This is a genomic window from Serratia sp. GW822-FHT06D09 (assembly GCF_058799515.1).
This window is the reverse complement of sequence record NZ_JBXALO010000004.1, coordinates 152,048-177,243: the sequence shown is the minus strand read 5'-3', so window position 1 is coordinate 177,243 and position 25,196 is coordinate 152,048. Positions and strand designations below refer to the sequence as shown.

General features: G+C 55.9%; 33 protein-coding genes. 15 read left to right on the top strand and 18 right to left on the bottom strand.

All coding sequences use genetic code 11. The annotated features are described in order from the left end of the window. Positions 1 to 4 precede the first annotated feature (4 nt). Positions 5 to 820 carry a phospholipid ABC transporter ATP-binding protein MlaF gene (gene mlaF / locus AC1RKG_RS11805; RefSeq protein ID WP_020831858.1) on the bottom strand — a complete coding sequence of 272 codons (816 nt, stop codon included), beginning with the start codon at positions 818 to 820 and terminating at the stop codon, positions 5 to 7. Between mlaF and AC1RKG_RS11800 the strand changes: the two genes are divergently transcribed. The 12 genes from AC1RKG_RS11800 (at position 819) to npr (ending at position 9,278) form a co-directional block, all read left to right on the top strand. After that, a complete protein-coding gene (locus AC1RKG_RS11800; protein ID WP_153263146.1) occupies positions 819 to 1,103 on the top strand; it encodes a hypothetical protein in 285 nt (94 codons plus the stop codon). The genes mlaF and AC1RKG_RS11800 overlap by 2 nt on opposite strands. A gap of 20 nt (positions 1,104 to 1,123) precedes the next feature. Continuing rightward, the gene (locus tag AC1RKG_RS11795) at positions 1,124 to 2,110 is read left to right on the top strand and encodes a calcium/sodium antiporter (protein ID WP_122080297.1); all 987 of its coding nucleotides are present in this window, start codon (positions 1,124 to 1,126) and stop codon (positions 2,108 to 2,110) included. Positions 2,111 to 2,234: 124 nt separating this feature from the next. Beyond that, positions 2,235 to 3,221: an arabinose-5-phosphate isomerase KdsD gene (kdsD, locus tag AC1RKG_RS11790; protein ID WP_044553673.1), complete on the top strand. Its 987-nt coding sequence runs from the start codon at positions 2,235 to 2,237 to the stop codon at positions 3,219 to 3,221. Between the two features lie 17 nt (positions 3,222 to 3,238). Continuing rightward, on the top strand, positions 3,239 to 3,793 hold the full coding sequence (kdsC, locus tag AC1RKG_RS11785) for a 3-deoxy-manno-octulosonate-8-phosphatase KdsC (RefSeq protein ID WP_122080298.1): 555 nt from the start codon (positions 3,239 to 3,241) through the stop codon (positions 3,791 to 3,793). Next, complete coding sequence (gene lptC, locus AC1RKG_RS11780; protein ID WP_115060611.1) at positions 3,790 to 4,368, top strand: LPS export ABC transporter periplasmic protein LptC; 579 nt, start codon at positions 3,790 to 3,792, stop codon at positions 4,366 to 4,368. Before kdsC ends, lptC begins: the two co-directional genes overlap by 4 nt. Then, a complete protein-coding gene (gene lptA, locus AC1RKG_RS11775; RefSeq protein ID WP_020831865.1) occupies positions 4,337 to 4,876 on the top strand; it encodes a lipopolysaccharide ABC transporter substrate-binding protein LptA in 540 nt (179 codons plus the stop codon). The genes lptC and lptA overlap by 32 nt, the downstream gene beginning before the upstream one ends. Positions 4,877 to 4,882: 6 nt before the next feature. Next, entirely contained in the window at positions 4,883 to 5,608 is a 726-nt protein-coding gene (gene lptB / locus AC1RKG_RS11770) for an LPS export ABC transporter ATP-binding protein (RefSeq protein ID WP_020831867.1), read from the top strand. A gap of 50 nt (positions 5,609 to 5,658) precedes the next feature. Continuing rightward, positions 5,659 to 7,092, top strand: a complete 1,434-nt coding sequence (gene rpoN, locus AC1RKG_RS11765) for an RNA polymerase factor sigma-54 (protein ID WP_020831868.1) — start codon at positions 5,659 to 5,661, stop codon at positions 7,090 to 7,092. Positions 7,093 to 7,115: 23 nt separating this feature from the next. Then, positions 7,116 to 7,403: a ribosome hibernation promoting factor gene (gene hpf / locus AC1RKG_RS11760; RefSeq protein ID WP_004948547.1), complete on the top strand. Its 288-nt coding sequence runs from the start codon at positions 7,116 to 7,118 to the stop codon at positions 7,401 to 7,403. A 158-nt stretch (positions 7,404 to 7,561) separates the two neighbouring features. Next, positions 7,562 to 8,023 carry a PTS IIA-like nitrogen regulatory protein PtsN gene (gene ptsN, locus AC1RKG_RS11755; RefSeq protein ID WP_115060613.1) on the top strand — a complete coding sequence of 154 codons (462 nt, stop codon included), beginning with the start codon at positions 7,562 to 7,564 and terminating at the stop codon, positions 8,021 to 8,023. Between the two features lie 131 nt (positions 8,024 to 8,154). Next, positions 8,155 to 9,009: an RNase adapter RapZ gene (rapZ, locus tag AC1RKG_RS11750; protein ID WP_012147065.1), complete on the top strand. Its 855-nt coding sequence runs from the start codon at positions 8,155 to 8,157 to the stop codon at positions 9,007 to 9,009. Continuing rightward, complete coding sequence (gene npr / locus AC1RKG_RS11745; RefSeq protein ID WP_020831874.1) at positions 9,006 to 9,278, top strand: PTS phosphocarrier protein NPr; 273 nt, start codon at positions 9,006 to 9,008, stop codon at positions 9,276 to 9,278. Before rapZ ends, npr begins: the two co-directional genes overlap by 4 nt. Positions 9,279 to 9,329: 51 nt before the next feature. Here npr and AC1RKG_RS11740 read toward each other — a convergent pair whose 3' ends face one another. From AC1RKG_RS11740 to AC1RKG_RS11695, 10 genes are all read right to left on the bottom strand, one after another. Further along, entirely contained in the window at positions 9,330 to 11,246 is a 1,917-nt protein-coding gene (locus tag AC1RKG_RS11740) for a BglG family transcription antiterminator (RefSeq protein WP_400826804.1), read from the bottom strand. 51 nt (positions 11,247 to 11,297) lie between these two features. Then, positions 11,298 to 12,515 (bottom strand): lactonase family protein, encoded by a 1,218-nt coding sequence (locus AC1RKG_RS11735; protein WP_493183096.1) that lies wholly within the window; start codon positions 12,513 to 12,515, stop codon positions 11,298 to 11,300. Between the two features lie 151 nt (positions 12,516 to 12,666). Then, the gene (dagF, locus tag AC1RKG_RS11730; RefSeq protein WP_493183094.1) at positions 12,667 to 13,407 is read right to left on the bottom strand and encodes a 2-dehydro-3-deoxy-phosphogluconate aldolase; all 741 of its coding nucleotides are present in this window, start codon (positions 13,405 to 13,407) and stop codon (positions 12,667 to 12,669) included. Further along, the gene (locus AC1RKG_RS11725) at positions 13,404 to 14,522 is read right to left on the bottom strand and encodes a DgaE family pyridoxal phosphate-dependent ammonia lyase (protein ID WP_493183093.1); all 1,119 of its coding nucleotides are present in this window, start codon (positions 14,520 to 14,522) and stop codon (positions 13,404 to 13,406) included. Before AC1RKG_RS11725 ends, dagF begins: the two co-directional genes overlap by 4 nt. Further along, positions 14,506 to 15,645: an amidohydrolase/deacetylase family metallohydrolase gene (locus AC1RKG_RS11720; protein ID WP_493183092.1), complete on the bottom strand. Its 1,140-nt coding sequence runs from the start codon at positions 15,643 to 15,645 to the stop codon at positions 14,506 to 14,508. Before AC1RKG_RS11720 ends, AC1RKG_RS11725 begins: the two co-directional genes overlap by 17 nt. Positions 15,646 to 15,711: 66 nt before the next feature. Further along, positions 15,712 to 16,362, bottom strand: coding sequence for a DUF4310 family protein (locus tag AC1RKG_RS11715; RefSeq protein ID WP_017894152.1), 651 nt, complete (start codon positions 16,360 to 16,362; stop codon positions 15,712 to 15,714). Positions 16,363 to 16,373: 11 nt separating this feature from the next. Next, positions 16,374 to 17,150 (bottom strand): DUF4311 domain-containing protein, encoded by a 777-nt coding sequence (locus AC1RKG_RS11710; protein WP_012147073.1) that lies wholly within the window; start codon positions 17,148 to 17,150, stop codon positions 16,374 to 16,376. A 30-nt stretch (positions 17,151 to 17,180) separates the two neighbouring features. After that, positions 17,181 to 17,477: a DUF4312 family protein gene (locus AC1RKG_RS11705; protein WP_020831890.1), complete on the bottom strand. Its 297-nt coding sequence runs from the start codon at positions 17,475 to 17,477 to the stop codon at positions 17,181 to 17,183. Continuing rightward, positions 17,477 to 17,842, bottom strand: a complete 366-nt coding sequence (locus AC1RKG_RS11700) for a glycine-rich SFCGS family protein (protein ID WP_012147075.1) — start codon at positions 17,840 to 17,842, stop codon at positions 17,477 to 17,479. Before AC1RKG_RS11700 ends, AC1RKG_RS11705 begins: the two co-directional genes overlap by 1 nt. A gap of 35 nt (positions 17,843 to 17,877) precedes the next feature. After that, positions 17,878 to 18,225 carry a glycine dehydrogenase gene (locus tag AC1RKG_RS11695; protein WP_130017021.1) on the bottom strand — a complete coding sequence of 116 codons (348 nt, stop codon included), beginning with the start codon at positions 18,223 to 18,225 and terminating at the stop codon, positions 17,878 to 17,880. Positions 18,226 to 18,650: 425 nt separating this feature from the next. Here AC1RKG_RS11695 and rnk point away from each other — a divergent pair, with 425 nt between their 5' ends. After that, positions 18,651 to 19,061 (top strand): nucleoside diphosphate kinase regulator, encoded by a 411-nt coding sequence (gene rnk / locus AC1RKG_RS11690; protein ID WP_020831894.1) that lies wholly within the window; start codon positions 18,651 to 18,653, stop codon positions 19,059 to 19,061. Positions 19,062 to 19,100: 39 nt separating this feature from the next. Here the strand turns inward: rnk and AC1RKG_RS11685 are convergent, their stop codons facing one another. After that, a complete protein-coding gene (locus AC1RKG_RS11685; protein ID WP_493183089.1) occupies positions 19,101 to 19,889 on the bottom strand; it encodes a sulfite exporter TauE/SafE family protein in 789 nt (262 codons plus the stop codon). 120 nt (positions 19,890 to 20,009) lie between these two features. Here AC1RKG_RS11685 and AC1RKG_RS11680 point away from each other — a divergent pair, with 120 nt between their 5' ends. Next, positions 20,010 to 20,795, top strand: a complete 786-nt coding sequence (locus AC1RKG_RS11680) for an AraC family transcriptional regulator (RefSeq protein ID WP_493183088.1) — start codon at positions 20,010 to 20,012, stop codon at positions 20,793 to 20,795. Here AC1RKG_RS11680 and cybC read toward each other — a convergent pair. From cybC to AC1RKG_RS11660, 4 genes are all read right to left on the bottom strand, one after another. Then, positions 20,792 to 21,178 (bottom strand): cytochrome b562, encoded by a 387-nt coding sequence (cybC, locus tag AC1RKG_RS11675; protein WP_020831899.1) that lies wholly within the window; start codon positions 21,176 to 21,178, stop codon positions 20,792 to 20,794. The two genes, AC1RKG_RS11680 and cybC, sit on opposite strands and share 4 nt — an antisense overlap. A 192-nt stretch (positions 21,179 to 21,370) precedes the next feature. Then, positions 21,371 to 22,711, bottom strand: coding sequence for a metalloprotease PmbA (gene pmbA / locus AC1RKG_RS11670; RefSeq protein ID WP_020831900.1), 1,341 nt, complete (start codon positions 22,709 to 22,711; stop codon positions 21,371 to 21,373). A 176-nt stretch (positions 22,712 to 22,887) separates the two neighbouring features. After that, positions 22,888 to 23,226, bottom strand: coding sequence for a helix-turn-helix domain-containing protein (locus tag AC1RKG_RS11665; protein WP_122080304.1), 339 nt, complete (start codon positions 23,224 to 23,226; stop codon positions 22,888 to 22,890). Then, complete coding sequence (locus tag AC1RKG_RS11660; protein ID WP_122080305.1) at positions 23,223 to 23,573, bottom strand: type II toxin-antitoxin system RelE/ParE family toxin; 351 nt, start codon at positions 23,571 to 23,573, stop codon at positions 23,223 to 23,225. Before AC1RKG_RS11660 ends, AC1RKG_RS11665 begins: the two co-directional genes overlap by 4 nt. 189 nt (positions 23,574 to 23,762) lie before the next feature. Here AC1RKG_RS11660 and yjgA point away from each other — a divergent pair, with 189 nt between their 5' ends. Continuing rightward, positions 23,763 to 24,311: a ribosome biogenesis factor YjgA gene (yjgA, locus tag AC1RKG_RS11655; RefSeq protein ID WP_020831901.1), complete on the top strand. Its 549-nt coding sequence runs from the start codon at positions 23,763 to 23,765 to the stop codon at positions 24,309 to 24,311. 30 nt (positions 24,312 to 24,341) lie between these two features. On the opposite strand, the gene AC1RKG_RS11650 is transcribed toward yjgA, so the two are convergent. Further along, complete coding sequence (locus AC1RKG_RS11650; protein ID WP_020831902.1) at positions 24,342 to 24,641, bottom strand: barstar family protein; 300 nt, start codon at positions 24,639 to 24,641, stop codon at positions 24,342 to 24,344. Positions 24,642 to 24,646: 5 nt separating this feature from the next. Further along, positions 24,647 to 25,096, bottom strand: coding sequence for a ribonuclease (locus tag AC1RKG_RS11645; protein WP_020831903.1), 450 nt, complete (start codon positions 25,094 to 25,096; stop codon positions 24,647 to 24,649). Positions 25,097 to 25,196: the final 100 nt, after the last annotated feature.

The following is a 25,196-nucleotide window of genomic DNA, read 5'->3' as shown; positions in this document are numbered from 1 at the left end:
CAGCTTATTTACTCCCTAAACCTAACAGCTCGGCCTGATAATCACCGGCCGGATAACGGAAGGGTACCGGCCCATCGGCAATACCATCCAGGAACTGGCGCACGCGTGCATCAGGATTGTTCTGTAATTGCTGCGCCGTGCCTTCGGCTATCACCCGATGATCGGCCACAATGTAAGCGTAGTCGGCGATGCTCAGCACTTCCGGCACGTCGTGCGAAACCACGATGCAGGTAATGCCCAGTGCATGATTCAGCTCATCGATCAGCTTCACCAGCACGCCCATGGTGATGGGATCCTGGCCGACGAAAGGTTCGTCGAACATGATCATCTCCGGATCGAGCGCAATCGCTCGCGCCAGTGCGGCACGGCGCGCCATACCGCCGGACAATTCATTGGGCATCAGATCGGCTGCGCCACGCAGTCCAACCGCTTCCAGCTTCATCATCACCGTGCTGCGCAGAATGGGCTCCGGCAAACGGCTATGTTCGCGCAGCGGGTACGCCACGTTTTCGAACACCGTCAGATCGGTGAACAGCGCACCAGACTGAAACAGCATGCTCATTTTCTTGCGCGCTTCATACAGTTGATGGCGAGACAACGCGGGAATGTTATCGCCATCAAACCAGATTTCACCGCTGTCCGGTGCCAGTTGACCGCCAATCAAACGCAGCAGCGTCGTTTTGCCAATGCCGGACGGCCCCATGATCGCCGTGACCTTGCCACGGGGAACCGTCAGGTTGATATCTTCGAATATCAGTCGATCGCCGCGCGTGAACGTCATGTCGCGAACTTCGACCAGATTCTCTGCCTTCTGGTGCATGTTAATTGATCCTTCACGGGTCATTTTTGCCAAATCTACCCACGATGTTAAAGCAACGGGCGCAATGCGTCTCATCTTTACAAAAACTTACCGCCATTTCGCTACCAATGGTGCCATAGGTTTTACTTTTACCCGCCACCCGGTCAAAATTGGCGCCATAACGAAAAAAAACGAAAGTGTTCATATATTAGCCGGGAAAACCCGTTGCTGCGGTTTTAACCTGCGCAACGGAGGGCAAAGCAAGATAGCCGAATTACGGCTTTTAACCAACGAACCGGGATGATACCCAACAAAGGACCCTGCATGTTTCTCGCGATAGCTTTATTAATCGTTGGTTTATTTTTACTGGTATATGGTGCAGACCGCTTAGTTTACGGTGCTGCGGTAATTTCCCGTTCACTCGGCGTGCCACCGCTGATTATCGGTATGACCATCGTCGGCATAGGCACTTCACTGCCAGAGCTGTTCGTGTCGACCACTGCGGCACTGAACGGGCAAATAGATATGGCCGTGGGGAACGTACTAGGTTCCAACATCACGAATATTTTACTGATCCTCGGCGTTGCCGCGCTGATACACCCGCTGGCGGCGCGATCCGAAGTGTTGCGGCGCGAACTGCCGCTGATGTTGGCGGTCACAGTATTGTGCGGTTTCGTGCTGATGGACGGCACGCTGAGCCGGCTGGATGGCGTGCTGCTGTTGGCTGCCGCCGCGGTATTTATTCTGTTGATGTTGAAAATTGCCCGGTTGGCGCAGCGCGAAGGCAGCGACAGCCTGACCGTGGAGCAAATCGCCGAACTGCCGCAGGACAGCAGCAACACCGTGGCGATACTGTGGCTGGTGCTGGCGTTTATCATTCTGCCGCTGTCTTCCAAAATGGTGGTCGATAACGCCACGGTCATCGCGCACTATTTCGGTATGAGTGAGTTGGTGGTCGGCCTGACCGTCATCGCCATCGGCACCAGCTTGCCAGAATTGGCGACGTCCATCGCCGGGGCACTCAAGGGCGAAGATGATATGGCAATTGGCAATATCATCGGCTCCAACATTTTCAACACGGTGATCGTGCTGGGCGTGCCCGCCCTGCTGTCTCCGGGGACCGTCGATGGCGCCGCCTTCCATCGCGATTACTGGGTCATGCTGGCGGTCAGCATTGTGCTCAGCGCCCTGTGCATCGGGCGCAAACATCGCATCGGCCATCTGGCCGGCGCTCTGTTATTATGTGGTTTTATTGCGTACCTTGCGGTGCTGTTTTTTAACCCTTTCAATTCATTTAGCTATAGCCTCTAGCTTTCAAGTTGCAGCCAGGCGGCAAGCTCACTCATCCCCAGGCGCTTACTCAGGTAAGTCACCGGGATGAGTGGTAACGGCGCTGTAACTTGAGAGATGACGGGTATGACCGATGGGAATGAGCATGTCGAACATTCAGTTGCAACCGGGCTTTGATTTTCAGCAGGCAGGCAAAGAAGTGCTGCAGATTGAGCGTGACGGGCTGGCCCAGCTCGATCAATACATCAATGCAGACTTTACCCGCGCCTGCGAGTTGATCGCCGAATGCAGCGGCAAAGTGGTGGTGATGGGCATGGGTAAATCCGGGCACATCGGCTGCAAGATTGCCGCCACCTTCGCCAGCACCGGAACGCCGTCGTTCTTTGTTCACCCGGCCGAGGCCAGCCATGGCGATCTCGGCATGGTCACCGCACAGGATATTGTGCTCGCCATTTCCAATTCGGGTGAGTCTAACGAAATACAGGCGCTGATCCCGGTATTGAAGCGTCAGCGCATCCCGCTGATCTGCATGACCAACAACCCGGAAAGTTCGATGGGCAAAGCGGCGGATATTCACCTGTGCATCAAGGTGCCACAGGAAGCTTGCCCACTCGGCCTGGCGCCGACCACCAGCACCACCGCTACTCTGGTGATGGGGGATGCGTTGGCCGTCGCACTGTTAAAGGCACGCGGTTTCACGCCGGAAGATTTTGCGTTATCGCACCCGGGAGGCGCTCTGGGTCGCCGCCTGTTGCTGCGCGTCTGCGACATCATGCACAGCGGCGATGAAATTCCTCACGTCAGCGCCGATGCATCGCTGCGCGACGCGCTACTGGAAATTACCCGCAAAAATCTGGGCATGACGGTTATCTGCGATGATTTGATGAAAATCGCCGGTATCTTCACCGACGGTGACCTGCGCCGGATTTTCGATATGGGCATCAATCTCAACGAAGCGCGGATCGTCGATGTCATGACGCTCGGCGGCGTGCGGGTACGCCCGAACCTGCTGGCGGTCGACGCGCTGAACCTGATGCAGCAGCGCCATATCACCGCGTTGCTGGTTGCCGATGGCGACCAATTGCTGGGTGTGGTACATATGCATGACATGCTGCGCGCCGGCGTCGTTTAACTATGGAAGAGAACTCAATGAGTCTGGTTGAAACCTGCTACGGGCCTGTAGAGCAAGATGTCATGGCGCGTGCCGGCAAAATCCGCCTGCTGATTTGTGATGTCGATGGCGTGCTGTCAGACGGCCTGATTTTCATGGGCAACAATGGCGAAGAATTAAAAGCGTTCAACGTACGCGACGGTTACGGCATCCGCTGCCTGAAAACCTCGGATATCGAAGTGGCGATCATTACCGGTCGCTCCGCCAAGCTATTGGAAGACCGGGCTAAAACGCTCGGCATCACGCACCTTTATCAGGGGCAATCCGATAAGCTTTTGGCCTTCCGCGAACTGTTGGATACACTGTCGCTGACGGCGGATCAGGTCGCCTATATCGGCGATGACCTGATCGACTGGCCGGTGATGGCGCAGGTTGGCCTGGCGGTCGCGGTGGCAGATGCGCACCCGCTGCTGACGCCACGGGCCCATTATGTTACCCGCATTGCCGGCGGCCGCGGTGCGGTGCGTGAGCTGTGCGACATTATTCTTTTGGCTCAAAACAAGCTGGAAGACGCCAAAGGGCTATCGATATGAGTAAAACCAAACTTTGGATCACCGTGCTGCTGGCGGTGATCGCACTGGCGCTGATTGGCTGGAACATGACGGATTTCAGTGATGATACTGCTCCGGGACCGGTGAACAGCCAGGACCCGACTTATCAGAGCCAGCATACGGTCACCATAGTGTACAATCCGACCGGCAAGCTGAGTTACAAGCTGGTGGCGGAAGACGTGAAGTACTATACCGCCGATGAATTAAGCTGGTTCACCCAGCCGGTGATGACGCTGTTTGATGAAAACGCGGTGGCCACCTGGTCAGTTCGCGCCGACCGCGCCAAACTGACTAAAGACCGGATGCTGTATCTTTACGGCCACGTCGAGGTGAACAGCCTGACCACCACGTCGCAGCTGGAAAAAATTAAAACAGACAATGCTCAGGTGAACCTGGTGACCCAGGATGTGTCTTCGGATGACGAAGTGACGCTCTACGGGACGAACTTCACCTCTAACGGCATGAAAATGCGTGGGAACCTGCGGGCCAAGACCGCTGAGCTGATTGATAAGGTTAAGACCAACTATGAAATTCAAAACCAACAAACCAAGCCGTAATCTGTTAATCGGCAGCTTGATTTTGGCCGCCAGCGCCCCCGCATGGGCGCTGAAGTCCGACTCCAATCAGCCGGTGAGCATCGACTCGCTGAAACAGTCTCTGGACATGCAGAGCAACGTCAGCACCTTTACCGATAACGTGGTGATCAAGCAAGGCACCATCGATATCAAAGCGGACAAAGTCGTGGTCACCCGCCCAGGCGGCGATCAGAACAAAACCTATATTGAAGCTTTCGGCAACCCGGTAACCTTCTATCAGATGCAAGACAGCGGCAAGCCGGTGAAAGGCCACGCTCAGAAGGTGCGTTACGATGTGGCGTCTCAGTTGGTGACCCTGACCGGGAACGCCTACCTGGAACAGCTCGACAGCAACGTCAAGGGCGATCGCATCACCTACCTGGTGCAACAGCAGCAAATGCAGGCGTTTAGCGATAAAGGCAAGCGCGTGACTACGGTTCTGGTACCGTCGCAGTTGCAAGACAAAAACGGGCAAAACAAGAGTAACTAATCACTTATGGCTACACTCATCGCAGAAAACCTGGCGAAAGCCTACAAGGGCCGCAAAGTCGTTGAAGACGTCAGCCTGAAAGTGAAATCCGGCGAGATCGTCGGCCTGCTGGGGCCAAACGGCGCCGGCAAGACCACCACGTTCTACATGGTGGTCGGTATCGTTCAGCGTGACGCCGGACGTATCGTGATTGACGAAGAAGACATCAGCCTGCTGCCGCTGCACGCCCGTGCGCGTCGTGGCATCGGCTATCTGCCGCAGGAAGCCTCGATCTTCCGCCGCCTGAGCGTTTACGACAACCTGATGGCGGTGCTGGAGATCCGTGACGATCTCAGCAGCGAACAGCGGGCGGACCGTGCGGTGGAGCTGATGGAAGAGTTCCATATCTCCCATCTGCGCGACAACCTGGGCCAGGCGCTGTCCGGTGGCGAACGTCGCCGCGTGGAGATCGCCCGTGCGCTGGCGGCTAACCCGAAATTCATCCTGCTGGATGAACCCTTCGCCGGGGTTGACCCGATTTCCGTTATCGACATTAAAAAAATTATCGAGCACTTGCGTGACAGCGGCCTGGGCGTGCTGATCACCGACCATAACGTGCGCGAAACGCTGGACGTGTGTGAACGCGCCTATATCGTCAGCCAGGGCAAACTGATTGCTCACGGCACGCCGGATGCTATTCTGGCCGATGAGCAGGTAAAACGCGTTTATCTGGGCGAAGAATTCCGCCTCTGAGTACCGGCGCGTCCTGATGGGCGACTGTTAACGGAAGTAGACTGAAGAATATGAAGCAAGGTTTGCAACTCAGGTTTAGCCAACAACTGGCAATGACCCCCCAGCTCCAGCAGGCCATACGACTGCTGCAGTTGTCCACGCTTGAGCTCCAGCAGGAGATACAGCTGGCGTTAGAGAGCAATCCACTGCTTGAACAGACCGATCTGCACGAAGAAATCGACGCGAAAGAGACGACCGAAACCGAAGGTTTGGATACCCGGGAGGCGCTGGAACAAAAGGACATGCCCGAAGAGCTGCCGCTGGACGCCACCTGGGACGAGATCTATACCGCCGGAACTCCGTCAGGAACTCGCACCGATTACAGTGACGACGAACTGCCGGTGTATCAGGGTGAAACCACCCAAACCCTGCAGGATTACCTGATGTGGCAGGTGGATCTGACGCCGTTTTCCGATACCGATGCTGCCATTGCCACCTCGATCGTCGACGCCGTCGATGACACCGGCTATCTCACCGTGCCGCTGGAAGACATTCTGGAGAGCATGGGTGACGAGAATGTGACAATGGACGAAGTCGAGGCGGTATTGAAGCGCGTACAGCGGTTTGATCCGGTTGGCGTCGCGGCGCGCGACCTGCGCGATTGTCTGCTGGTTCAGCTATCCCAATACGCCCAAGACACGCCTTACCTGGCGGAAGCGCGCCTGATCATCAGCGAACATCTGGACTTGCTGGCTAACCACGACTTTCGCAGCCTGATGCGAACAACGCGCTCAAAAGAAGATACACTGAAAGAAGCGATGTTGCTGATCCAGTCACTCGATCCGCGTCCAGGCCAGTCGATCAACACCGGCGAATCTGAGTACGTGATCCCGGACGTGCTGGTACGCAAAGTGCAGGATGTGTGGACGGTCGAGCTCAACAGCGACAGCATCCCAAGGCTGAAGATCAATCAGCAGTATGCCGCTCTGGGCAATAGCGCGCGTAACGACAGCGACGGTCAGTACATCCGCAGCAATTTGCAGGAGGCGAAATGGCTGATCAAGAGCCTGGAAAGCCGCAATGACACCCTGCTGAAAGTTTCGCGCTGCATCGTCGAGCAGCAGCAGGCGTTCTTTGAGCAAGGCGCGGAATTTATGAAGCCCATGGTGCTGGCGGATATCGCTCAGGCCGTGGAGATGCATGAATCGACAATCTCACGCGTGACCACGCAGAAGTTTTTGCACAGTCCGCGCGGCATTTTCGAATTGAAATATTTCTTCTCAAGCCACGTGAATACCGACAGCGGGGGCGAAGCTTCCTCTACGGCGATCCGGGCGGTGGTGAAGAAATTGATTGCGGCGGAAAACCCCGCCAAACCGCTCAGCGACAGCAAGCTGGCTACCCTGCTCTCCGATCAGGGGATCATCGTGGCGCGGCGTACCGTCGCCAAGTACCGAGAGTCTTTGTCCATCCCGCCGTCCAACCAACGTAAACAGTTGGTTTGACCTCTATTGAGAAGGAAGACACTATGCAGCTCAACATTACCGGACACCACATCGAAATCACCGAACCTTTGCGTGAGTTCGTGAACACCAAGTTCGCCAAACTCGAACAGTATTTTGACCGCATAAATCAGGTGTATGTCGTGCTTAGTGTGGAAAAAGTGCAGCAGATTGCAGAAGCGACGGTGCACGTGAATGGAGGCGAGTTGCACGCCACCTCGGAAGACGAGAACATGTATGCGGCAATTGATACCCTGATCGACAAACTGGCGCGTCAATTGAACAAACATAAAGACAAACTGAAACAACACTGACATTCTGGGCCGTTTCCGTCAGCGGGTACGGCTCAAACGTAGCCTCGGCCATCGGCGCGTTACCTGTTTGGGTACGCGCCGATAAGCCATCAGGGTTAAACAAGGCGAAAAATCACCTCACAAGCCTGCTTGCTGGTGTGGTTTTAAGTGAAGATGAGATGAACAACGAAACAATGCAGTTAAGCTCGGTATTAAATATCGAGTGCACCAGAAGCTCCGTACATTGCACCAGCAAGAAACGGGCTTTGGAAATTATCAGCGAACTGGCCGCCAAACAGCTCAATCTGCCACCCCAGGTGGTATTTGACGCGGTTCTCACCCGCGAGCGCATGGGCAGCACCGGTATCGGCAACGGTATCGCCATCCCCCATGGCAAACTGGAAGAGGACACACTGCGGGCCGTTGGCGTGTTTATTCGTCTCGACCAACCTATCGCCTTCGACGCCATTGATAACCAGCCGGTCGATCTGCTGTTCGCCCTGCTGGTGCCGGCCGACCAATGTAAAACCCATCTGCATACCCTGTCTCTGGTCGCCAAGCGTCTGGCCGACAAAACAGTATGCCGCCGCCTGCGCGCGGCGCAAAGTGACGAAGAGCTTTACCAAATCATCACCGAGTAACGCCCGGCTGGCGTGACTTCCAGCCCGGATAACGATACTGTTTAGCCATGATGGATTCCGGTTCAGGCCGGAATAATAAAGTTTCTAACGGTGGCGATAAACGCCACTGAGATGCCAGGGGGAGTTGCCACATGGTGCTGATGATTGTCAGCGGCCGTTCCGGTTCAGGGAAATCCGTCGCCTTACGGGCGCTGGAAGACATGGGTTTTTACTGCGTTGATAACCTGCCCGTGGTACTGCTGCCGCAGCTTGCCAATACGCTGGCGGAACGCAACAGCTCCGCGGCGGTAAGCATCGACGTGCGTAACATGCCGGAATCGCCGGAAGTGTTTGAATATGCGATGACCCAACTGCCGGACAGCTTTTCGCCGCAGTTGCTGTTCCTTGATGCCGACCGTAACACACTGATTCGTCGTTACAGTGATACTCGTCGCTTACACCCGCTGTCCAGCAAGAATCTGTCGCTGGAAAGCGCCATCGATGAAGAAAGCGATCTGCTGGAACCACTGCGTTCACGAGCCGATCTGATCATCGACACCTCGGAAATGTCGGTGCATGAACTGGCCGAAATGCTGCGTACCCGTTTACTGGGCAAACGCGAGCGCGAGCTGACCATGGTGTTTGAATCCTTCGGCTTTAAGCACGGTATCCCGATCGACGCCGATTACGTGTTCGACGTACGTTTCCTGCCGAACCCACACTGGGATCCTAAACTTCGCCCGATGACCGGCCTGGATAAACCCGTCGCCTCATTCCTCGATCGCCACACTGAGGTGCACAACTTTATCTACCAGACCCGCAGCTATCTGGAACAGTGGTTGCCAATGCTGGAAACCAACAACCGCAGCTATCTGACGGTGGCCATTGGCTGTACCGGCGGTAAACACCGTTCAGTCTACGTAGCGGAACAGTTGGCCGATTACTTCCGCTCACGCGGCAAGAACGTACAGTCACGCCACCGCACGCTGGAAAAACGCAAACAATGACGGTCAAGCAAACGGTTGAAATCAAAAACAAACTGGGCATGCACGCCCGCCCGGCGATGAAGCTGTTCGAGCTGGTGCAGAGTTTTGATGCCGAAGTGATGCTGCGCAACGACAGCGGCACCGAGGCCGAGGCCAGCAGCGTGATTGCGCTGCTGATGCTGGACTCTGCGCAAGGGCGCCATATCGAGGTGGAAGCCACCGGGCCGGATGAGGTTAAAGCGCTGGCCGCGGTGATTGAACTGATTAATTCCGGTTTTGACGAAGACTAAAATACTGGGGGCGCTATTGCGCCCTTTTCATTAGACCTAACCCCTCCAGTCCTAGATCCGGCTCAAACAGTCCAGCGCCACCGCCTTGAAGCTATCGAAGTTGTTGCTGCCCAACAGGCGGCTCATTGACCGCTCGCGTACAAAGGTGACAAACAGCTCATAAATAGCCATCGCTTCTTCGTAATCGCTTTTGCTGATCGCCAACAGGAAGATCACGTGGGCGATTTCGCCCTCTCCCCAGACCACACCCTGCGGCGCCAGCAACGTCACCACCACGGTTTTTTTCGCCAACAGGCCCAGCGAGTGCGGCAGTGCGATCCCCTCGCCCAGCAGCGTGGAAACTATCGCCTCGCGCTCTACGACCGACGGATAAAAGTCACCACCCACGTAGCCTTCGCGCTCAAGCTGGCTGCACACTTTCTGGAACAATTGCGCCTGAGTCAGCGGCTCGTTCACCACCATAAAATGGTCGGCGTCGAAAAACTTCTCCAGCATATAGGGCTTGGTGCGATCCACCAGCACCAGCTTACCCAACTGTTCTAGTTGGTATTCGGTCGGGAACGGTGACATCACCACCACCGGTTTGTTCTTTTCACTGACCCGCGCGTTGGAAATGACAAAGTCTTCGTCGATATGATTGAGCACCTCGTAATCGCGTAGCGAAACGATGCGCGTCATCACCAACTGCGGGTATTTGCGTGCGATTTGCGCCTGGATCATCCGGACCGTCGAGTTGCCGGTATCGCAGACCAACATCACCTGCGGATGGCGCTCATAACCGATGTTGTAATGCCGCTCCAGGCCAACGCCAATGTGCAGCACCAAATAGCCGATCTCGTTTTCACTCAGGGTATAAGGCGTGTATTTTCCCCAGCTCGATACGGCCGCCAGCGTCACGTCGTAGGCCATCGGGTAGTGCTGCTTGATGTTCGCCAACAGCGGGTTGGGGATATTAATCTGGTATTTCACCCGGGTGATCATGGTTTTGATGTGGGTGAGCAGATCGGCCCGCAGCTGCTTGTCCCCTTGCAGGTTGTAGTTATAGTGCGAATTGATATACGACAGGATGTAATCCACCAGCGCTTCTTCATCGTCGGCGTTGATCTCGGTCGGCTGCACCTCCTGCACACGACGCGCGGCGATGTTGACCCGTAGATAAGCCTCCTCCGCCATCGAGACCTCTTTGCCGCTGGCTTTGCGTAACTCCCCGGCTAGCCAGGTAGAAGCCTTACGCACAGCGTCATCACCGTCCTCAACGTCAAAATCCGGCAACGGATAGCCGTCGGTAATGCGCCGCAATGCCACCGCACAGTAGAAAATCAGGTACTGTTCACCTTCGTCGGTCAGACGAATAGCATATTGAGACAACAGCGGATGCAGCAGCCCGGCAAAGGTCGCCACCTGCGGTTGCTGCAGGATCTCATTGTTAAGCAATGGGTTCTCGGCATCGGCCAAATGCAGTTGGAATAACAAGTCGGTCAGGCAGGCGCGGATCGCCATCTCCGAGCCGAACAGCTTCATGCCATAGCGCGGCTTGGTCTCGATGGTCAACTGATAGTGCGCCAGGCGCTCCCTCACCTCAGCCATGTCGTTTTGCAGCGTGCCGCGGCTGACAAACCATTCGTCGGCTAAATCTTCTAGCTTCAGAGAAAAGGCTGAGGTCAAAAAACGAACCAGCAGATAGTGTACCCGCTCCTGTGCGCTGCGTGGCGTGGCGTGTTTTTTACGCTCCTGATGCTGCAGGGCGCTGAACAACCTGGCGTCATCCACCTGCAGGCGATAGCCCGCACCGCGGCTATGCACAAAGTGCGCACCATATTTTTCCAAAATATCGTTCAGCGCGGTGATATCAGCCCGCACGGTTCGGGTGGACACGGCAAAACGTTTCGCCAACTCGTCCTGCGGCAAGGTTTCAGACTGCAAAGCATCGAACAGATAGGCCAAACGCGGGTAGGGAAATCGCACCATTCTCTTTCCGTCAATTAGAGTGCCCGCCAGGTGGATCCGGCGGGCAACAAGTTACTTGGCTAGCGGCAAGAACACCATTTGCGAGGGACTGCCGACCGGCGTATAGCCTTCAACAAAGCTGAGTTTGCCACTGGCCTTATCCACGCTGAAACGGGTGATGTTATCGCTGCGTTGATTCATCGCATACAGATAGCGCCCGTCCGGACTCAGCGTTAACGAGCGCGGATAATCCCCGCGCGTCCAGGTTTCCGCCACCGAATGCAGCTCGCCGCCACTGCCAACGCTGAACTGCGCGATGCTGTTATGCAGCCGATTGGCCACGTACAGATTTTTGCCATCCTCGCTCAGCACCAGGCCGGCGGCGAAGTTGGTGCCCTTATAATCGGCTGGCAGCGAAGAGATCACGTGCAACTGTTTCAGAGTACCTTTTTGGTTATCAAAACGGTAGCTGGTCAGCGTGGAAGCCTCTTCGTTCACCAGCAGCAAGGTTTTCCCGTCCGGATGAAACACGAAATGACGCGGCCCGGCGCCGGCGGAAGATGCCGCGATCCACGGCGGATCGTTCGGCGTTAACTGGCCGCTGGCATCGTCAAAGCGCCATTGATAAATACGATCCAGCCCCAGATCGGTGGAGAACACAAACTTGCCGCTCGGATCGCTGGCGATCATATGCGCATGCGGGCCGTTGTGATCGCTGATAGCAAAGCTGCCCTCCACCGCCGCCTCAGGCTTGCCGGCCCCTGCCGGTCCTTGCTGTTGCTGCACCGAACTGGCCGTGCCCAGCTTGCCGTCGCTTTCAACCGGGAAAGCCGCTACGGTGCCGCTGACATAGTTTGCCACCAAAAGATGACGACCGTTTGGCGTCAGGAAGAGATAAACCGGCCCCGCCCCCTGCGCATCAACCTGATTGAGCTGGGTCAGGTTGCCGTCCATCGGATTGATACGGTAAGCAATAATGCCGCCATGCTGAGTCCCGTTAAAGTCAGCCACTTCGCTGGCGACATACAGCGTCTGGCCTTTGGCATCCACGGTAAGCTGTGCTGGGTTCGGCTGGCTGCTGGCCAGGGTTCTGGCGCTCAGTGCGCCGCTGACCGGATCGACCTGCACCCGGTAAACGCCTTCGCCGTTAGGGTTGTAAGTACCGATATAAGCAAAATGAGATGACGTAGATTTCATTGCATCCTCAGCATGAAGCGCCGGGCTAGCCATCGCCAGCAGCGCCAGAGTGACTGCAGTTCGCAGGGTGGAAGATGTTTGCCAGTTTCGCATAGTTATCCTGATGGTATACCCGTCATCTTTCAAGCCACAGCGTAGTTAGCTGCAACTTGAAAGCCAGAGGGGAAAGATAGCGGCGCGGTGTGCCCGCGCCTGGGGATACAGAGCCTGCGCCTCCCTGCCTTACGTCATCCGATAATGTGCTTTAACCCACCAGCTTTTTGGTGGTCGCCAGCAGGGTTTTCACGTCCTGTGGGCGGGTGTTACCGGTGCTGGAGTCGATGATTGAGCTATAGATGTGCGGGATCACGCGCTTCACGCCGGCAGCCAATGCGATCTCGACGATCGGCTCGAAGTTTTCCAGATCGATACCGCCGGTCGGTTCCAGCATAAAGTCATGCTCGGCACAGGCTTTGGCGACATAATCGTATTCCTCTCTGCATGCCAGTCCGCCCATCGGGAAATATTTGATTGAGCTACCGCCCATGTCTTTCAACAAGGCGATGGCGGTTTCCACCGGCACAATGCCGTCCGGCGCGGCAGCGCTCAGCGGCCCCGTCGAAATTTTTACCCAGCCAACGCGGCCGGTTGGCGACACCAGACCGTTCACCACGCTGTCATTCTGCCCCAGCAGCGCACGGCTAGCGCCCACGCCGGTAAACACCTGATTGACGTGCTGCGGCTGTACCCGCTGGGAAATCAGGCTGACCATCGCCGATTGTTTAGGATCGCCTGCGCCCAAGCCTACCGACAGCGCATTTTCTATCAGACGCGCATAACGCTGCATGTCCGCAACTGCACTGTCGACGTCCGGGTAGTTCTTGGAAAGCACCCCTACCAGCACATGCCCTTCTGCCGCCGCATAAATCTCCTGCGCGTTGTCTTTCGAACCGGCCAACACGTTGAGGCACACGCGATCGCGATAGTAGTTAGGTTGCAGCTTCATGCTTGTTTCTCCGTGAACAGATTTTTAATACAGGTGAAAACGGTCATCAGCTGTTGCTGATCAACGCTGCGCACGTCCACTTCAATCTTGCCTTCGTTAGCTTTATAGCCACGGAAGTAGATAGCGATCTCGCCGGTTTTCAGCGCCTGCACAATGTCGTAGGTCGACCATCCCAGCACCGCTTCGTCGAACGTGATTTCTGCCCGTGCGATATCACGCCCGGCGCTGTCCCAGACGGTTTTGGCACTGATACCGGTCAGGGTATTCAGACTGTCGATAAACGGCGTCATTCTTTCAACCATCTGCTGCCCGGTGGTTTTCTCCAGCCGCAGGTAGCTTTCTATCGCCTGCGTCAGGCCGAGGATGCCCTCTTTGCCGACCTTCATCGCCCGGCCGATACCGCCGGTTTGCAGCTTCACCCATTCGACGTACTGTTTCTTGCCAATCACCAGACCGCTGGTCGGGCCTTCGATGGCCTTGGCGCCGCTGTAAACCACCAGGTCGGCTCCCATCTGGTAGTAGCACAGCAGATCTTCTTCCGCCGCGGCATCGACGATCAGCGGCAGGTTATGTTTGCGCGCCACCACCACCGCCTGCTCAACGGAAAGAATGCTTTTCTGCACGCAGTGGTGTGACTTGATATAGAGGATCGCCGCCGTTTGCGGCGTAATGCAGGCCTCGAGCTGCTCGGCGGAACACTCGTTGGCGTAACCGGCTTCAACCACCTTGCCGCCGCCCAGCGCCACCATGGTATCGACCGGCGCACCAAAGTTGACGTTATGACCGCGCGGCAATACGATTTCGCGCGGAACGGTAATAGGCGCGGAGTGCAGGTTCACCAACAGGTTGGCGTTGTCTTTGACGATCAGCGCCGCCACTGACTGGGCAATGCCCGCCGAGGCGCAGGAAACCACCACCGCGCTTTCGACATTCAGCAAATTGGCGATGTAAGCGCCGGTTTTGTCGACCAGATCCTTGATTTCGAAGTAGTGGTTCATGCCGTAATCCACGGCATCAATGACGTCCTGCCGCGGCGTAGACACGCCGAGTACAGTCATGCGACCTGAAGTGTTGATGACCTGTTTTAAATTATATTTTTCATAAATCGAAGACATGAGCGGCTTTCCCTTCATCGGTTAATAGGATTTCCCCGGCCACCACGGCGGCCAGCGGGACCAGCAATTGTTGGCCCTCGGCCGACTGCCCTTCTGAATCGGCGAACACCTGTGGCCCCTGACGGAGCTCGAACAGCGTGAAATCGGCATCGCAGCCCGGTTCTAGTCGCCCCTTATGGGACAGATGCAGCGCCGAGGCGGCATTTTCCGTAACGCAGGCAATCACCTGCGGCAGCGATAACCCAACGCTGAAGAATTTGGACATCACCGTCGCCAGGCTGTGTACCGGCCCGGCCATCCGGTTGCGACAGTAGATATCGGAGCTGATGGTATGCGGTAAAATGCCGAGCGCTATCGCCTGACGCGCCACCTCGAAGCTGAAGCTGGCGGTGCCGTGGCCAACATCCAGCAGGACGCCGCGCTTTAGCGCGCGCTGGATAGACTCACGCAGCGTGCCCGCCGGCGTCAGAATGCGATTCGGTTTGCCGTTGTAGCAGTGAGTGATAATGTCGCCACGGGTTAGCAGATCGGCTATTTCATCCAGATCCGGCGGGTTATTGCCAATATGAACCATCAACGGCAACAGGTTATTTTCTTGCTGGATCTCTTTGGCCAGCACCAGCGGCCGGATGCCGTTCTGGCCAACGACGCTGCTGCTCATGCGCGCCTTGATGCCGATGACAAAACCGGCATGTTTGTCGATCGCCCGGCTGACTTTCTGTTTGTCGATGTCTGCCAAATCAGCCAGTTCGTTCTGACGCAGCAGGCCGATGCGCGAAATGTTCAGGAAGGCGAAAACGTTGGTTTTGCTGCTGCGCGTCAGCGTATAAAACGCATCCACGTCGTCGGTGCCGGTGCTGCCGGCATCCACCACCGTGGTGACGCCACAGGCCGTCCCGACCAAGTCCGGTTGGTCATGGTAAATCGGCGAAGAGGGGTAGCAGTGCACGTGGGAGTCGATCCAGCCGGCGCTCAGGCGGCAGTTACCCGCCAGATCCAGTCTTCGATGGGCGTGGACGTCGTCGGCCAATTGACCCACTTCGGTAATCTTGCCGTCTTTGACCGCCAGATCCACCAGCCGATCATCCGCCAGTCTGGCGCCTGTGATTACTAAGTCATACATACCGCATTACTCCTTTTACAGCCTGGGGACGGCACCCGGTACCGCCCCCAGCAATCACGTTCGTGATTAGGCGATAGCTACCGGGAAAATGGCCCCTAACAGCATCGCACCGAGGATCGCCCCACCGGTGATCGGCTTATTCCAGATATAGAACAGCAAGGCGCCAAGCAGCGAGCCGATACCGATCGGAATGGAAGCGGTCATCGCCGACAAGATGATCAACGGCCCCAGGAAACGCCCTGAGGAGTTACCGGCGCCCATCATCACGTCCGCCCCGTAGGTGGAGTTGCTCTGATTGATGGTAAATTTACGCGCCAAAATGATCAGGTAGCCAATCGCCAGGCCAATCACCAGGCCGGTCACCAGCGAGGCGGCAAAGTTAGCGACCGGGAAAATGATCCCCGCCCCCAGCAGCAGCGCCGGAACCCCCAGCCCCACGCCGGTCTGGATCGCACCGCCGATGTCCAGGATCCCCACCAGCGAACCTTCAATGATGCGCGCAAACAGGAAGCTGGCCCCGAAGGCCGCCACGGCACCGTAAACGCCAGTGTCCATTCCCGCACGCAGCATGGAAACAAAGGCCACTTCGTTAAACGCGCCGATGCCGTACAGGTAGTACATATGTGTTCCGGCGAACACGCCTGAGGAAAGCAGACCGACAAAAATCGGGAATGACCAGTCGGCATACCAGAAGCCTTTTTGGGTTTGTTCTTCCATTATCCAGCTCCTTATTTACCGCTCAGGGTGTTGTGAATGGCGTCCAACCAACCCGGCACGCCAAGGCTGAAGGACTCGAGGACTTTCATGTCGAAGCCGCGGAAGAACCCGCTCAGCACGAACAGCAGCACGATCACCGCCATCATGATCTTGGTGATTTTGTTCCAGCCGCTCTCTTCCACGCCTTTACCGATCAGGATGCCCAGCACCAGCCCCGGTACGGCGTTGCCCATAATCAGCTGCGCCAGGCCGCCGAAGATGGTGCCCCAGAAGCCGGAACGGCGTCCGGCGTCGATCGCCGCCAGCCAGAAGATCACCGGCATCACGGTATTCACCAGCAGGTTTGCTGCCGGCACCAGCACCTTGATCGCCGTCACCTGCAATGCGGCAGGCACGGCGGAAGCGGTGGTATTCAGGAAGGCCACAACCAGCATGCCGATGATGCCGCAGGCGATAGCCATTTTTTTCGGATCGTGCAGCGTTTGCGCCAGGTTGCGGTTTTTGACCATCAACGCAGCCGCGCCCCAGTGTGGAATAATGCGGTGGTCAACGTCCTGCGTGAAGGCCCCTGCTGCCACGGAAGACGCCCAGGCGTTGAAGAAGAAGCCCAGACCGAATGAGAAGTGGGAAGCCGGGTCACCCTCGCAGGAGTTCAACTCGCCCAAGGTGCGGAAAGCTCCCATGCCCTGTGTCGTCGGAGCATGGAACATACGTGCGGCGCCGGCCCCTACGCCAACCCCCACCAGTCCGCCGATAATAAGCGACTTAAATAAGATGATTAAAAACATCAGTATACCCTTTGATTTATGCTAACGTTTTTATTTCGCGACGAAGACAACTTTTTCTGTATTGATCATTGTCACGTTCACGGTTATTTCCAGAGCCACGAAGTAGCTTTTTCTTTCGCGCGGCAGAAAGAAAAACAGAAACTTTTCTTTTGTTATTTTCTCTTCTGCTTTTAATACGCTGACATCCTGCGGTTCAATACGCAGCAGAATATTACCGGTGGATTTTAATACCGCGCCCTGCACATTGGCCAAGGCGGAAGCAAAAGCTTTCGCTTTGCTATCGCCCTTACCCTCCACCTTTACCGACGTTGTATATTGTTCTTTCATTACGGGTTGCCGTGTTTTTTGACGTAGGCTTCAACCAGTCTTTGACCCAGCTCTTCTTTATCCATAAAACCAAAACCCAATACGGTGCAGCCTTCGTTTATTGCCGTCACGCCCTCATCAATGGAACGCATGCCGTATTTGGCTTTGTAGCCATATTTAGTCTGGGCGGTAATGGCCCCGGCACCGCCGCTGCCGCAGAAAGAAATCCCCAGCTGCGCGCCTTCCGCTTTCATCACGTCACCCAGCTTCATGTCGGCCGCCACACCGGGGATCACGATGGCTTTTCCGCCTGCGTTTTCAATACCCTGACCCACTTTCTGACCTTTACCCAAACGATCGCCAATCACTACGGTAATCTGACCCATGGTATTTTCTCCTGATTAATTTAATTCGGTAAAAGCTATTGGTTATTATCTTTTGCCACTTCAAAATGGACGGAAAGCAAATAAGCCTCTTCAATCGGCAGAGTGGTAAATTGGTCGACTACCCGCTCCGCCATTTGCATGGATTCCGCCGAGATCTCGTCAAACAGTGATTTATCGACTTCCGGTAATGGCTCGCCGGTTATTGAGCGCAACACCATGGCGCGAATATGCGACTCCAGCATCTGTTGCTGCACCGCATTGGTATAAATATCTTCGGCGTTTAGCATGGCGGTAATATCAGCCAGCACCCGTTCGGTTATCGCCCCGGCCGTGCTGACATCAGGTTGTACACTATTTTCTCTCGCAGCAGATCCATCATTCACTTTTCAGCACCCCTAGATCCAAACATGATTCCGTAAGTCGCACAGCACATCACCTGAATAAGCCGCCTTCTCTGATGCCTTTACCCTAACCCCGGAGCGATATTCTGTGTACTCTGTTTTTTTCCAGTTGAAAGTGGAAATTCAATGACCGTCAGGGATCCATTTCGCAAAATAAGCATCTGCCAGATAATTCAATTAGATTACAAAAAGATATCGCCACAAAAGGTTTCCAGTTGAGCCAAGGGAGGTGAAAAGCTTCGTGATCGGGATCTCTTTCTTTTCCCGGCTTAACCGCCTACTATCGGTAAGACAATTCGACATCAACAACACCCCCGTACCTCTGGCGCGGGGGTTTTGCTTTTGTGCTGTTTTTCCGAATTTATGGGCGCGTTACCCGACGCCTTTTGATTTGACTGGAGAGTGGAATGACCAAGCCAACCATTACTATTAATGAGCTGGATGCGGAACGCCTGGATGCGCTATTGGAACAACCGGCCTTTGCCAACACCGATGTCGCGGCTGCGCTGAACATCGAGCTGGATCGCGCCGAAATTCTGCCGCCGTCCCAGATCCCGGCCAACGTAGTGACCATGAACAGCCGCGTACGTTTCCGCGATCTGCACACGGCAGAAGAACACGTGCGTACGCTGGTTTACCCGGCTTCGCTGAAGGATAGCCACGAACAGCTGTCGGTGATGGCGCCGCTGGGCGCAGCGCTGCTGGGCATGCACATCGGCAACCAGATTACCTGGCAGTTGCCGAACGGTGAAGAAGCGCGTATCGAAGTGCTGGAACTGTTGTACCAGCCGGAAGCGGCGGGTGAATACCACCGCTAAGCGGTTTTCAGGGCGGTGACCAGCCGCCCTTTCTGTCTCTTACACACCGATGGCGATCAAAACCAGGATCAGCAACAGCACGTAAATTCTGGCATGCAGCCGATCATTGACCTTCGGCAGCCACTTCCTGGCAACCACCGTCCCCACGACACCGCTCGTCACCAACTGCCCGAGCAGAGCCAGATTGACGTAACCCAGATAGTGCGGCCCTGTCATTTCTCTCCATCCCAAACCGACGTACATCAATGCCCCCACGACGGCGACAGGGATCGACAACGCATTGGCCGAACTGACGCAATGCCGCATCTCGAACCCATGGCGACGCAACAGAGGCACCGTCATCACGCTCCCCCCTACGCCGAGCAGGGTCGCGATGACACCAATCAGCGGACCGCCGATCAACAGAGTCGATGGTGAAAGTGCAGCGCGTACCGGCTTAACCAAAAACCCCGGCCTGAACAGACAATCCGCAATCGTCACCAGGATGTAAATCACAAACAACAAGCGCACCGTGCCGTCCGCCAACAGGCTGGATGCAAAAGCCCCCAGCACCGCCCCCATCCCGATATAAAAAATGAGCGGGACCAGAGTTTCACGCAGCAGGTTGCCGCTGCGCCACTGGGAAAAAGTGGCGTAACCTGCCGTGAAAATCATCACCGCCGTCGAGGTGGCCACTGCGATATGCATCGCCTGACCAGGCTGTTCCCCCGAGGCGATCACCAGATGGTAAACCAGTGGCACCACCACAAAACCACCGCCAAAACCGAACACGATGGTCGTCATACCGGTAACAACGCCGGTCAACAGCACGAAAATAATATCCACCATAGCCGCAGGCGCTCCTGAGTAAAGATGTCGAGCGGCAGCATAAAACACCGGCTTTTGGCTTGCTTCATATCAAAGGCCAACTATCATTGCGTTTCGGCCAACTGTTCAGCGAAAAGCTTTATGCGCAATCGACATATTGACGATCTCGACTCGGTGCAAAGGCCCGTAATTGCTATTGGCACCGACTACCCAAGGGGTTACCTGCTGCCTATGCACCAGCATCGGCGCGCTCAATTGCTTTACGGCGCCACCGGGGTAATGCACGTGTTCACCCGTCAGGGGAACTGGATTGTGCCGCCTCAGCATGCGGTGTGGCTGCCCCCACAGATGGCGCATGAAGTAAGAATGGTCGGCGTCACGACCCGCAGCCTGTACATTGAACCGGTCGCGTTGTTGGTTGACCCACCACAGGATTGCCAGGTGGTCAGCGTAACGCCGCTGATGCGCCAACTGTTGATGGCCGCCGTCGATATGCCACTGGATTACGATGAGCAAGGCCGGGATGGCGCGCTGGTTAGCCTGCTGCTGCATGAGCTGGCCAATCTACCGCCTCTGCCGCTGCATATCCCCCTGCCGGCGGACCGGCGGCTGAGTGAACTCTGCCAGCAATTCCTGCAACACCCTGACGCGCACGATTCACCTCAGGCATGGGCTTCGCGGCTGTATATGAGCATCCGCAGTTTCAGCCGCCTGTTTCGCGCTCAGACAGGAATGTCCTTCTCACAATGGCGTCAGCGTGCCTGCGTGGTGTTGGCGCTGGCCCAATTGGCCGAAGGCAGCAGCGTGACGCAGGTGGCTCTGGAATTGGGGTATGAAAGCAGCGCGGCGTTTGCCACCATGTTTCGCCGCGTGCTGGGGCAGGCGCCGTCCTGCTATCTGGCTTCAGAACGGCGCGAAAGGGGTTAGCGGAACTTCTTGTGGTTAGCGTCGCGGGTTTGTTTGAAGCCCTGCGCGACCTGCTTGGCTTCGGCCAGCTTGCCCTGGTTGGCCAGCGCCAGCGATTGGTCGATCTGACCGATCAGCGTGTCCAGCCCGTGGTGGAAATCTTTTATCTCCGGGCTATCGGGCGCTTTGTCCTCCAGCTTGGGCGGCGTGCTTTGCTTTGCATCCACTGCGGCTGCGCGCATGTTCTGCAAACTTTGCTTCAAGGTATCCGTGGAGTCAGTGCTCAGCACCGTTTTGTAATTGCCTGCGATGGTATCCATATCGTCGGCCAGATCGGCCGCGACCGCCAGTGAACTGGCGCCCAGCAGCGCCAGCGCCATCAGCGCTTTCAGTTTGTTCGACATGCTTGCTCACCTTCCAGTTATTGTTTTAGTGGTCCCCTTTTAGGGCCGTGCGCCGTCATTGACCACGCCATGACGCAGCACAGCCTAAACATAGGCAAGGGAGCAGAAAACCGAAACCGGAGATTTGTAAGCAAGGTTAAAACAGAGGAAGGGGAAACGGCTGGCAACCGGAGCGGCCAGCCGTGGCGAACATTATTGACCGGCGATTTTCATGTCCGGCAGTAAAACGGAGCCGCACTGAATATTGCTGCGGGTTTCGATGTCGCTGCCCACGCTGACAATGTTGCGCAGCATATCCTTGAGGTTGCCGGCGATGGTGATCTCGCTGACCGGATACTGGATCTCGCCGTTTTCCACCCAGAAACCGGCGGCGCCACGCGAATAGTCACCGGTAATACCGCTAACGCCCTGGCCCATCAGTTCGGTCACCACCAGGCCCGTGCCCAGTTGCTTCAGCATGCCGGCAAAGTCATTACCCTGCCCGGCAATGCGCCAGTTGTGAATACCGCCTGCGTGCCCGGTGCTGTGCATACCGAGCTTGCGGGCCGCATAGCTGGTCAGCAGCCAGGTTTGCAGTACGCCATCTTTAACGATGTCGCGCCGTTGGGTGCGTACGCCTTCGCTGTCGAACGGCGTGGAAGCCAGGCCTTTCAGCAGGTGCGGGTGTTCTTCAATGGTCAGCCAGTCCGGCAAGATCTGCTTGCCCAAAGAATCCAGCAGGAAGGTGGATTTACGGTAAACGCTGCTGCCGCTGATGGCGCCAACCAAATGCCCGAACAGGCCGGTCGCCACTTCGGAAGCGAACAGCACCGGGGCGGTCATGGTAGACAGCTTGCGCGGTGCCAGACGCGACAGCGTGCGGCGGGCACATTCCTGACCCACCCATTCAGGGCTTTCCAAATCGCCCATCGCACGGCCGATGGTATAGGCGTAGTCGCGCTCCATATCGCCATCCTGCTCGGCAATCACGCAGCTCGACAGCGAGTGCCGGCTGGAACAGTAGCTTTGCAGCATGCCATGACTGTTGCCGAACACCTTGATGCCGTAGTGGCTGTTAAAACTGCCGCCTTCGGTATTGGTGATGCGCTTGTCAGCCGCCAGCGAAGCCTGCTCTGCGCGAGCAGCCAATTCGATACCGCGTTCGGCGTCCAGTTCTGCCGGGTGGAACAGATCCAAGTCCGGTGCATCAAACGCCAACAGGTCCTTTTCCGCCGGGCCGGCGTTCGGATCTACCGAGGTGTAACGGGCAATATCCAGCGCCGCCTGCACGGTGCGGGCAATGGCATCCGGGCTGAGATCGGTGGAAGAAGCGCTGCCTTTGCGTTGCTGGTGATAAACGGTAATGCCCAACGCGCCATCGCTGTTGAACTCAACGTTCTCCACTTCGCCAAAGCGAGTGCTGACGCTGATACCGGTAGATTTGGTCACGGCAACTTCTGCCGCATCAGAACCGGCGCGCGCCAGTTCCAAAGCCTGTGAAACGGCCTGTTCCAGCGCCTTGCGCTGTTCTGCAACTTGAGTGACTACTTTCATCAATCTGCCATACTTAATCAGAAAATCGTTGAGAAAAGTGCCGTGGCGGCGTGGTTGCGCGCGGAGTCACGCGCAAAAATCATGTGATTTATACTTTTGAGTCTAACAGGAACCGCGTGGAATTTCGCATAAAGCGAGAACAGGGACACAGAATGATCGCTAAAACAGCAGGCTTATCACTCAATCACCAATTTTACTGATTTGCCTATATTGGCGAGCATGTTGATCAATGCATCAAGCGTAAATTTATCTGTTTTCCGGTTTACCACATCAGACACGCGCGGTCGTGAAGTGTGTAAATACCTTGCGGCTTCCTCTTGCCGATACCCTTCGTCCTCTATCCACGCGCTTATTTCTCCCATCAGTTGCCTTTTAAGCGCGATGATGTGTTCAATCTCTGCGTTGGATTGCTTCTGCAACTGCCGAGCCTCGTCAGGGGCAAAACCCAGGTCAGCGAACACATTGCCACCTTGTGGCGTAACATGCCTGGAATGGGTATCAATTGGCTTGGTCATTTTTTCTTACCCCGCTCTTCTATCACTGCGTCATAACGCGCTTTGATAATCTGAATATCGTGCTGACTAGTTTTCGCCGTTTTCTTCTGAAAACTGTGCAAAACATAAATAACTTCATTAAATTTAGCCACGTAAATCACTCTAAAAGCTCCTGCAAGGGCATATAAGCGAATTTCGCAAACGCCGGTGCCACACCCCTTCATCGGTTTCCAATTGCCGGGTTCTACTCCCTTTTGCACTTTGCTTAATTCAAACCCGGCCGCTCTACGTGCGTCCGCCGGAAACGCTAATAGATCCGCCAACGAGGAGCCACGCCAGTCTATGGCCTTTTCATTCTCATCATCCATGAGCCCCACCTCCATATGTATAAAATTTTATACGCGCGTGGTGATAAAAACAACAAATCAAAAAATAACTGTCGGTGAATAAGGCGGATTTCTTGTCGCATCGGCAGCTATACTCAATCTGCTCTGGCGCGCAATTGGCGGGTTGCTGGACAACCTGTTAGGATTAGCCTCTTTTTAACGGAGCCTACCATGAACAAACAGCCTGAAGACTGGCTCGACGATGTCCCGGAGAACACGGACGAGGACGATGACGAGATTATCTGGGTCAGTAAAAGTGAAATTAAACGTGATGCCGAAGCCCTGAAAGACCTGGGGACCGAACTGGTCGAACTGGGTAAAAACGCGCTGGAACGCATCCCGCTGGACGAAGATTTGCGCGCCGCAGTTGAGCTGGCGCAGAAGATCAAGAAAGAAGGCCGCCGCCGTCAGCTGCAGCTGATTGGCAAAATGCTGCGCGCCCGCGATGTAGAGCCGATCCAAACCGCGCTCGACAAGCTGAAGAACCGCCATAACCAACAGGTTTCGCTGTTCCACAAGCTGGAAGCGCTGCGTGACCGTCTGGTGGAAGAAGGTGATGACGCGATCCCGTCGATTCTGGCGCTGTATCCGGAAGCCGACCGCCAGCAGCTGCGCTCACTGGTGCGTAACGCACAGAAAGAGAAAGCCGCTAACAAGCCGCCGAAAGCTTACCGTCAAATTTTCCAATACCTGCGCGATCTGGCCGAAACCGCCGAATAATCGCCGCCGTCACCACGGGATGAACCCGATTCATCCCCGGTGATGTGCAGGTTCACCGCTGCTTTCACGGATATTGAAACGCAGGCTGCCTTCCAGTTCTTCTTCCGCCTCTTCAAACAACAGGATAATCGCACCAAAGCGACGTTTGCTGCGGGCGTTGAGATGGGTAAACTCAATCTCGACCGGCAGGCCGATATCCGCCGTGACCACGTCCCACAGCGCATCAAGATTGGCACCAAAAGCCTCATCCAGTGCAAACTTATGCGCAAAATCGCGGTAAAACGCCGGCAGATCGCTAATCTGATTAAAATCGAACTCTACTTTTGCCATCAAGCTCACTCCACCCGAATGAAGTTTTTATAATGGTCACGCGTGACAAAAATCAGGCCATCACTGGAATACAGCAGGCGATCGGCACCACGCCGGCCGCATTGGTAATTGATATCCGCCTCGCGCCATACCCGGCTGCGGGCCGCAGGCAGTTGTCCTTCACGGTTTGAGAAACGGTCGCCACCAATTGCCTTGCCCGGCAGCACCGAACACAGGTTGCCGTTACGTGCATCCCATCCCTGCTCGCGCGCCTGTTTTTTGGTGATGTAATAATCCGGCAGCCGCTGATGCTGCTGCAGGTAGCTCACCACCCTTTTTTGCTGCGTCAGTTGGTCAATACTCTGGCCTTCGGCCACCGCCGGTACGTTGGTAATCGCCCGATCGTTACCACGCAGTGCGCTAAAACCGGCTATCACAATGGCGATAACTACCGCCACGAGGATCCGCTTATTCATTGCTGTCCCTGAATTATGGCCGACAAGGGTGCACCGGCACCCATGCTAGTTGGATTTATAGATGAAGAGGATGAAGCAGAGATGACTGGTATGTAACGTT

Excerpts from the sequence above, each read along its gene's own strand:
- AC1RKG_RS11800 (WP_153263146.1), top strand. The coding sequence starts at position 819 with ATGTTAATTGATCCTTCACGGGTCATTTTTGCCAAATCTACCCACGAT.
- mlaF (WP_020831858.1), bottom strand. The coding sequence starts at position 820 with ATGCACCAGAAGGCAGAGAATCTGGTCGAAGTTCGCGACATGACGTTC.
- AC1RKG_RS11795 (WP_122080297.1), top strand. The coding sequence starts at position 1,124 with ATGTTTCTCGCGATAGCTTTATTAATCGTTGGTTTATTTTTACTGGTA.
- kdsD (WP_044553673.1), top strand. The coding sequence starts at position 2,235 with ATGTCGAACATTCAGTTGCAACCGGGCTTTGATTTTCAGCAGGCAGGC.
- kdsC (WP_122080298.1), top strand. The coding sequence starts at position 3,239 with ATGAGTCTGGTTGAAACCTGCTACGGGCCTGTAGAGCAAGATGTCATG.
- lptC (WP_115060611.1), top strand. The coding sequence starts at position 3,790 with ATGAGTAAAACCAAACTTTGGATCACCGTGCTGCTGGCGGTGATCGCA.
- lptA (WP_020831865.1), top strand. The coding sequence starts at position 4,337 with ATGAAATTCAAAACCAACAAACCAAGCCGTAATCTGTTAATCGGCAGC.
- lptB (WP_020831867.1), top strand. The coding sequence starts at position 4,883 with ATGGCTACACTCATCGCAGAAAACCTGGCGAAAGCCTACAAGGGCCGC.
- rpoN (WP_020831868.1), top strand. The coding sequence starts at position 5,659 with ATGAAGCAAGGTTTGCAACTCAGGTTTAGCCAACAACTGGCAATGACC.
- hpf (WP_004948547.1), top strand. The coding sequence starts at position 7,116 with ATGCAGCTCAACATTACCGGACACCACATCGAAATCACCGAACCTTTG.
- ptsN (WP_115060613.1), top strand. The coding sequence starts at position 7,562 with ATGAACAACGAAACAATGCAGTTAAGCTCGGTATTAAATATCGAGTGC.
- rapZ (WP_012147065.1), top strand. The coding sequence starts at position 8,155 with ATGGTGCTGATGATTGTCAGCGGCCGTTCCGGTTCAGGGAAATCCGTC.
- npr (WP_020831874.1), top strand. The coding sequence starts at position 9,006 with ATGACGGTCAAGCAAACGGTTGAAATCAAAAACAAACTGGGCATGCAC.
- AC1RKG_RS11740 (WP_400826804.1), bottom strand. The coding sequence starts at position 11,246 with ATGGTGCGATTTCCCTACCCGCGTTTGGCCTATCTGTTCGATGCTTTG.
- AC1RKG_RS11735 (WP_493183096.1), bottom strand. The coding sequence starts at position 12,515 with ATGCGAAACTGGCAAACATCTTCCACCCTGCGAACTGCAGTCACTCTG.
- dagF (WP_493183094.1), bottom strand. The coding sequence starts at position 13,407 with ATGAAGCTGCAACCTAACTACTATCGCGATCGCGTGTGCCTCAACGTG.
- AC1RKG_RS11725 (WP_493183093.1), bottom strand. The coding sequence starts at position 14,522 with ATGTCTTCGATTTATGAAAAATATAATTTAAAACAGGTCATCAACACT.
- AC1RKG_RS11720 (WP_493183092.1), bottom strand. The coding sequence starts at position 15,645 with ATGTATGACTTAGTAATCACAGGCGCCAGACTGGCGGATGATCGGCTG.
- AC1RKG_RS11715 (WP_017894152.1), bottom strand. The coding sequence starts at position 16,362 with ATGGAAGAACAAACCCAAAAAGGCTTCTGGTATGCCGACTGGTCATTC.
- AC1RKG_RS11710 (WP_012147073.1), bottom strand. The coding sequence starts at position 17,150 with ATGTTTTTAATCATCTTATTTAAGTCGCTTATTATCGGCGGACTGGTG.
- AC1RKG_RS11705 (WP_020831890.1), bottom strand. The coding sequence starts at position 17,477 with ATGAAAGAACAATATACAACGTCGGTAAAGGTGGAGGGTAAGGGCGAT.
- AC1RKG_RS11700 (WP_012147075.1), bottom strand. The coding sequence starts at position 17,842 with ATGGGTCAGATTACCGTAGTGATTGGCGATCGTTTGGGTAAAGGTCAG.
- rnk (WP_020831894.1), top strand. The coding sequence starts at position 18,651 with ATGACCAAGCCAACCATTACTATTAATGAGCTGGATGCGGAACGCCTG.
- AC1RKG_RS11685 (WP_493183089.1), bottom strand. The coding sequence starts at position 19,889 with ATGGTGGATATTATTTTCGTGCTGTTGACCGGCGTTGTTACCGGTATG.
- AC1RKG_RS11680 (WP_493183088.1), top strand. The coding sequence starts at position 20,010 with ATGCGCAATCGACATATTGACGATCTCGACTCGGTGCAAAGGCCCGTA.
- cybC (WP_020831899.1), bottom strand. The coding sequence starts at position 21,178 with ATGTCGAACAAACTGAAAGCGCTGATGGCGCTGGCGCTGCTGGGCGCC.
- pmbA (WP_020831900.1), bottom strand. The coding sequence starts at position 22,711 with ATGAAAGTAGTCACTCAAGTTGCAGAACAGCGCAAGGCGCTGGAACAG.
- AC1RKG_RS11665 (WP_122080304.1), bottom strand. The coding sequence starts at position 23,226 with ATGACCAAGCCAATTGATACCCATTCCAGGCATGTTACGCCACAAGGT.
- AC1RKG_RS11660 (WP_122080305.1), bottom strand. The coding sequence starts at position 23,573 with ATGGATGATGAGAATGAAAAGGCCATAGACTGGCGTGGCTCCTCGTTG.
- yjgA (WP_020831901.1), top strand. The coding sequence starts at position 23,763 with ATGAACAAACAGCCTGAAGACTGGCTCGACGATGTCCCGGAGAACACG.
- AC1RKG_RS11650 (WP_020831902.1), bottom strand. The coding sequence starts at position 24,641 with ATGGCAAAAGTAGAGTTCGATTTTAATCAGATTAGCGATCTGCCGGCG.
- AC1RKG_RS11645 (WP_020831903.1), bottom strand. The coding sequence starts at position 25,096 with ATGAATAAGCGGATCCTCGTGGCGGTAGTTATCGCCATTGTGATAGCC.